5 protein-coding genes are annotated in these 6,968 nt (G+C 63.8%); 3 read left to right on the forward strand and 2 right to left on the reverse strand.

Annotation, left to right across the window (positions count from 1 at the left end; genetic code table 11):
• Positions 1-267: 267 nt before the first annotated feature.
• Positions 268-2,313, reverse strand: a complete 2,046-nt coding sequence (gene shc / locus VG320_RS14765) for a squalene--hopene cyclase (RefSeq protein ID WP_327200848.1) — start codon at positions 2,311-2,313, stop codon at positions 268-270.
• 52 nt (positions 2,314-2,365) lie between these two features.
• Between shc and VG320_RS14770 the strand changes: the two genes are divergently transcribed.
• Entirely contained in the window at positions 2,366-3,073 is a 708-nt protein-coding gene (locus VG320_RS14770; protein WP_327200844.1) for a TetR/AcrR family transcriptional regulator, read from the forward strand.
• 15 nt (positions 3,074-3,088) lie between these two features.
• On the opposite strand, the gene VG320_RS14775 is transcribed toward VG320_RS14770, so the two are convergent.
• On the reverse strand, positions 3,089-4,156 hold the full coding sequence (locus VG320_RS14775; RefSeq protein WP_327200845.1) for a LacI family DNA-binding transcriptional regulator: 1,068 nt from the start codon (positions 4,154-4,156) through the stop codon (positions 3,089-3,091).
• Positions 4,157-4,400: 244 nt separating this feature from the next.
• Here VG320_RS14775 and VG320_RS14780 point away from each other — a divergent pair, with 244 nt between their 5' ends.
• A complete protein-coding gene (locus VG320_RS14780) occupies positions 4,401-5,579 on the forward strand; it encodes a sn-glycerol-3-phosphate ABC transporter ATP-binding protein UgpC (RefSeq protein WP_327200846.1) in 1,179 nt (392 codons plus the stop codon).
• Positions 5,580-5,601: 22 nt separating this feature from the next.
• On the forward strand, positions 5,602-6,968 hold a 1,367-nt coding region (locus tag VG320_RS14785), incomplete at its 3' end, for a beta-galactosidase (protein WP_327200849.1).

The raw sequence follows: 6,968 nt of genomic DNA on the forward strand, positions 1-6,968 counted from the left end.
TGCCCGTGCTTCTTCCTTACACCGGCAACGATGCGCCGGTTGTCGACGCACTCCTGCGCTTTATCGACACTTTTCACGGAACAATTAGGCTTTGTTAACGATTTTTATTGCGGCTTTCGGCTGATGATTACATCGCTTTCAAATTAATAACGCAATTATTCTGAAAGCGTTTATTAATGTCGCTTCTCGCAATATTGATTAGTTATTCGAATTATTTATCGCGTAAAAAACGCCACCGCAAAGGGTGGCGTTCCAGACACGCAATGATCAGGCGGGCAGCGCCTCGGCCTTCGCCGTTGGGACCGGATTCGCCTGTGCGGCGCTCACCAGCCGGCGATAACGCGACAGTGCCCAGAGCGGGAAATACGCCGTATAGCCGTGATACTTGAGGTAATAGATGCGCGGGAAACCCGGCGCATTGTGCGAGCGGTGCCACCAGAAGCCTTCGCCGTCCTGCACCGAAAGCAGATAGGCGATGCCGCGCTGCACCGATTCCGATTCGAAATCGCCAAACGCCATTTGCGCGAGCAGCGCCCATGCCGTGAAATTCGACACGCTTTCGCCGTCGTTGGTGCCTGCGAGATTCGCGTCGATATAGCTGTCGTTGGTCTCACCCCAGCCGCCGTCGGCATGCTGGCGCGCACGCAGCCACGCAAGCGCACGCGCGATATACGGCTGCGACGGATCTTCGCCGGCCAGCGCCAGGCCCGCCAGCACGCTCCAGGTGCCATAGATGTAGTTGGTGCCCCAGCGGCCCCACCAACTGCCATCGGGACGCTGCGTCGTCTTGATGTAGTCGATACAGCGCGCGAGCGACGCCTTGTCCTCTTCGCGGCCCGTCACGCCGAAACACAGCAGCACGCGGCCCGACACGTCTTCGGTCGGCGGATCGAGCAGCGCGCCGTGGTCCGCAAACGGAATCGCGTTCAGATAGAGGCGGTCGCAATCCGCATCGAAGGCGGCAAAGCCGCCATTACGCGATTGCAGGCCGCGCATCCAGTCGAGCGCCAGCGTCACGCGCGCGGCGTACGGGTCCGCGCCGGTGACCTGCTTCTGCAGACGGCCACGGCGATGCAGCATCGCCACCACTACGGCGCTGTCGTCGATATCCGGGTAATACGGGTTCTCGTACTGAAAAGCCCAGCCGCCCGGCGGCACGTCGGGCTTGACGTTCTCGATCCAGTCGCCCTTGATGTCGTCCACCTGGCGCTCCGCGAGCCAGTCGTAGGCCAGCGCAATCTTTTGTTCCAGTTCGGCGCGCGGGATGTTCGTTTCCTGCGCTGCCTCTGCGGGCGCGTCGGGTACCGTCAGCGCCTGCTCCAGCGCCATCGTGCTCCACGCCGTATCCCACACCGGCGAAAGGCACGGCTGGCAATACACGCTGCCATCCGGTCGCTCTACCAGCAGCTTTTCCAGCGCGTTTTCGCAATCGCGGCGCAGCGGATGATCTTCAGGATACCCAAGCACTTCCATCATCTGGTAGCTATAGACGATGGGCGGAAAGATGCCGCCCATGCCGTCTTCGCCATTCATGCGCTCGGCGCACCAGGCTTCGGCGTGCTTGATCGCGCGCTTGCGCAGCGCGCCCGGAATCAGCGGATCGACATGGCGCAGCAGGCGGTCCATGGCCAGAAAGGCGCGCCGCACGCCTTTGCCACGCGCGAAATACTCGCGCTCCTGTTCAGGCGGCGTAACGAACAACTCGGCGATCGACACGTTATGCGGGTTCTTCGCGCGCGCCTTGAGCGAGCACAGCACCAGCAGCGGCACCATCGTCGTGCGCGCCCAGTAGGCGACCTTGTACATCGAGATCGGCACCCACTTGGGGAACAACACGAACTCGATGGGCATGAACGGCGTGGCGCGCCACGGCACCTGGCCGAACGTCGCCAGCAGGATGCGCGTGAACACGTTGGATTTCGCGGCCCCGCCCAGCTTCAGGATGGCTTCGCGCGCGCGCACCATGTGCGGCGCGGTTTCCTTGTCGCCTGCAGCCTTGAGCGCGAAATAAGCCTTCACGCTGGCCGACACATCGGGCGCGCCGTCCACGTACAGATCCCACGCGCCGTGCGTTTCGAGGCGCTGGATCGCGCGCAGGTAGCGCGCCATCTTTTCCTGGCGAACGGTATCGATCTTCGCCATGAAATGCATCATGAGGATGTATTCAGCGGTGATCGTCGCATCGGATTCAAGCTCGAAACACCAGCTCCCTTCGGGCTGTTGCCGGCGCGCGAGTGCATCGCGTCCCCGGACGATAGCGGCGTCGAGCAGCGCCGCGAATGGCAGGTCGGATTTCTTCATGGCGCGAATAATACCATCCGGACGGAATGTTTAGCGCCGACGCCCGCAATGGTAAGATCCGGTCATGAAGAACACTTCCGCCAAAGCCCCAGCCGACGCGGCTGGCCACGCCGAGGCCCTGCCGCCAGACGCGCAAAACCAGGCCATCCAGCACACGCCGCCCAATGCGCCGGAAATCGGGGCGGCATCCGCCGCTCCCGCCTCTGGGACACGCCGCAAGAAGGCGCCGGTTCAGGTGCGCGCACAACTGCTGCAGGCGGCTTCCGACATCGCCACGGATCAGGGCGTGCCCTCCGTCACGCTCGATGCCGTGGCGGAGCGCGCGGGCGTGACCAAGGGTGCGCTGCAATATCACTTCGCCAACAAGCAAGGACTCCTTGACGCTTTGTTCGAGCAGACGCTCGAACGTTTCGAGCGCCAGATGGAAGCGCGTCTCGCGGCCGAAAGCGACAACACGGGCGGCGCGCGGGCGCGTGCCTATCTGCATTCGAGCATCGACGAAATGAGTCCTGCCGCCAGCACCAATGTGCTGCGCGTGCTGGTGGCCGCGATGATGACCGATCCGGAAATTCGCGAACGTTACGGCGCGCCCATGCGCAAGTGGACGCGCCCCGATCCGCTGCCGCTGGAAGAAGCCGCACGCTTGATGATCTGCCGCCTGGCCGCCGACGGCCTGTGGATTTCCGACCTGCTCGGCTATCAGGATATGTCGGCCGAGATGCGCGAGGAAGTCGTGCGCCAGATCGAGAAGATGACGTTCGACGCGGCCTGAAGCGCCGTATTGACGTTAGTGGGGAGCCGGCGCAGTCGATGCGCGCACAACCAGATGCGGCGGCGACGCCACGCAGACCTTCGCGTCGCGCTCGCCCTGCCCGCTCTTTTTCCCGGCGCTGGCAATCAATTCGCGCAGCAAGGCCACGCCCAGCTCCGCCGCTTCGACGGTTGGCACCGCGACCGTCGTCAATGCAGGCCGCGACTCGCTTGCCAACTGGATATCCGTAATGCCGACCACCGAAAGCTGGTGTGGCACTTCGAAGCCGAGATCGGCGGCCGCCTGCATCGCGCCCAGCGCGGGCAGATCGTTGGTGGTGAACAGCGCGGTGAGATCGGGGTGGCGCGTGAGCAGTTCGCGCGCCGCGGCGTAGCCGCCCTGCGTGGTGTCGATCGCGTGGATCGTCGGCGCGGCCTTCGCGTCGAGCCCCGCCGCTTGCATCGCCGTCACGAAGCCATCGTAGCGCGCGGCGTGAATGCCATAAGCCTTGCTCCCCACAATCGCGCCAATGCGCCGATGCCCCAGTTCGATCAGATGCCGCGCGGCCAGCTCTCCCGCGAGATGAAAGTCCACGGCCACGCATGGCAGGCCCGGCGGTTCAAGTGGTCTTTCCCACATGCACAGCACCACCGGCGCACCGCGCAATTGCGTGAGCCGCAGATCGTCGAAATCGAGGTTGGCGTTCATCACCAGCACGCCTGCTGAAAGCGTGCCCGCAATCTGTTCGAGGTAAGCGCGGCCGGTGTGCGGATCGCCATCGGTATTGCAGATGATGAGGAATTGACCGCTGCTGCGCAGCGCGTTTTCCACCGCCAGCGCGAACTCGGGATAGAACGGATTGGCGATGCTGGCCACCATCAGCGCGATGGTGGGCGCGCGCCCTTCCGCGAGCGCGCGCGCCGGCAAATGAGGCCGATAACCGAGCGCTTCGATCGCTGCAAGCACGCGCTGCCGCGTAGCCTCGCCGACGCGACCACGGTTGCGCAGCACGTTCGAGACCGTCGCGGGCGTGACGCCCGCGTGACGGGCGACTTCAGCCAATGTTGGGGCCGATGAAGGTGTGGGGGTGGGCGTCGTGGGCATCGCGTCTCGCCATCTCAATATTTGGGAATGCATTTCAACATTTGCCTGATTGGCTCAGGCAGCGGCACCATTGGCCTCGCATTCCAGCGTTGCACTCGCCCACGAGGTAACGCAATTAATCCAACGAAATCGGAGACACCGCATCAGGCACACCGCGATCGCGCCCACGATCGTTTTTTTCGGGTTGCCTGATTAAGCGCTTAATCTCAAGCGTCGCGCCGATTAGAACACGGAGACGGGACGAATGGCGAGCATTTCCTTGCGAGGTGTGCAGAAGGCCTACGGCGACAACGCGCCGGTGATACGCAATGTCGATCTGGAGATCGGCAAGAACGAGTTCTGCGTATTTCTCGGGCCTTCGGGTTGCGGCAAATCCACCCTCTTGCGCATGATCGCCGGCCTCGAAGACGTGAGCGACGGCGATGTATCGATTGGCGGCAAGCTCGTGAACGACGTGCCGGCCGCGCAGCGCGGCGTGGCAATGGTGTTTCAGAGCTACGCGCTGTTCCCTCACATGACGGTGTACGAGAACATGGCCTTCGGCCTGAAGCTCGCGAAAACGCCCAAGGCGGATATCGATCGCAAGGTGCGTGAGGCGGCGCGCATTCTGCAGCTGGAAGCGCTGCTGGAGCGTCATCCGAAAGCGCTCTCGGGCGGCCAGCGCCAGCGCGTCGCGATTGGCCGCGCGATCGTGCGCGAACCCGGCGTGTTCCTGTTCGACGAACCGCTTTCGAATCTGGACGCCACGCTGCGCGGCCAGACCCGCATCGAAATCGCGCGGCTGCACAAGCAGTTTGCCGAAGCGAGCGTGGTCTATGTGACCCACGACCAGATCGAGGCGATGACGCTCGCCGACAAGATCGTCCTTCTGCATAGCGGTAAGGATACCGAACTGTATGGCAGCATCGCCCAGGTAGGCGCGCCGCTCGAACTCTATCACCGGCCCGCTAGCCGCTTTGTGGCAGGCTTTATCGGTTCGCCGCGTATGAATTTTCTGCCTGCCACCGTGAAGGGCGTCGATGCGCAAGGCGTGAGCGTCACGCTCGACGGTACCGGCGAAACCATGCGACTTCCCTTGCAAGGCAGCGCGCTCGCGGCCGGCACGGCTGTCACGTTCGGCGTGCGGCCCGAGCATCTGGAGTTGATCACCGAAGCAGGCAACGCTGCGCGGCCCGGCGAATCGCTCACACTCGCACGCAAGGTCACGCTGGTGGAAGCCCTCGGCGAACACAGCTACGTGCATCTCGATCAGCCGGGCGGTACGGTATTAATCGCCAAAGCCCCCGGCGACGCGCATTTCGCACCGGGCGACACGGCGCAGTTCCGCGCTCAGGCCGCGCAATGTCATCTGTTCGCGCCCGACGGCTTTGCACTCGCGCCGCTCGACGCGCAACCCTTTGAATCCGCCGCGCAACGCGCGTAACCCCTTGAACGAGGACACAGGCATGCGTCTTGGAGTCTGCTATTACCCGGAGCACTGGCCCGAAGCGATGTGGAAGGACGACGCCGCGCGCATGAAGGCGCTCGGCATCGAACAGGTCCGTATCGCCGAATTCGCGTGGAGCCGCATCGAACCGTCGCCCGGCGAATACGACTGGGGCTGGCTCGATCGCGCGATCGACACGCTCGGCGAGGCCGGTCTCAAGGTGGTGATGTGCACGCCAACGGCAACGCCGCCCAAATGGCTGATCGACCGTCATCCGGAGATTCTGCCGGTCGGCGCCGATGGCCGCCCGCGCGCGTTTGGCTCGCGACGGCACTACGATTTCTCCTCGCCCGCCTGGTTCGAAGCCTCGCAGCGCATCTGCACAGCGGTTGCGCAACGCTACGGGCAGCACCCCGCCGTCGCCTATTGGCAGACCGATAACGAATATGGCTGCCACAACACGGTGGTCAGTTATTCGGAGTCCGCAGTAAAACGCTTTCGCGCGTGGCTCGCCGATCGCTACGGCAGCATCGGCGCGCTGAATACGGCGTGGGGCACGGTGTTCTGGAGCATGGAGTACCGCAGCTTCGACGAGATCGACGCGCCGGTGGCGACCGTCACCGAAGCGCATCCGTCGCACCGGCTCGATTACCGGCGCTTCGCCTCCGACGAAGTGGCGCGCTACAACCGCATGCAGGTCGAGATCATCCGCGCGCATTCGCCGGGGCGGCCGGTCGCGCACAACTTCATGCAGCTCTTTACCGAGTTCGATCACTACAAGGTGGCGGCCGATCTCGATGTCGCCGCGTGGGACAGCTATCCGCTCGGCGCGCTCGAAGAGCAGTGGTTTGCGCCGGACGTGAAAGCGCGCTGGTTGCGCAGCGGGCATCCCGACTTCGCCTCGTTCAATCATGACGTGTACCGCGGTATGTCGAAGCTGCCGTTCTGGGTGATGGAGCAGCAGCCCGGTCCTGTGAACTGGGCACAGTGGAATCCGGCGCCGCTGCCCGGCATGGTGCGGCTATGGAGTTGGGAGGCGTTCGCGCACGGCGCGGGTTGCGTGTCGTATTTCCGTTGGCGCCAGGCGCCGTTTGCGCAGGAGCAGATGCACGCTGGTTTGAATACGCCCGATAACCGGCTCGATGTGGGCGGCAACGAAGCGGCGCAGGTTGCGGACGAGATTCGCGCGGTGCTCGCCGCGAACGCCGACGCCAACGCTGCGATCCGCTCGAAGGTTGCGCTCGTCTACGACTACGAAGCGAAGTGGCTCTTCGAGATTCATCCGCAGGGCGCGGACTTTCACTATCCGCGCTTCGCGTTCGAGTATTACTCGGCGCTGCGCTCGCTCGGATTGGACGTCGATATCGTGCCGGTCGATGCAGCCCT

Origin of the sequence: Paraburkholderia sp. (assembly GCF_035948235.1) — a bacterium.
GTDB lineage: Bacteria > Pseudomonadota > Gammaproteobacteria > Burkholderiales > Burkholderiaceae > Paraburkholderia.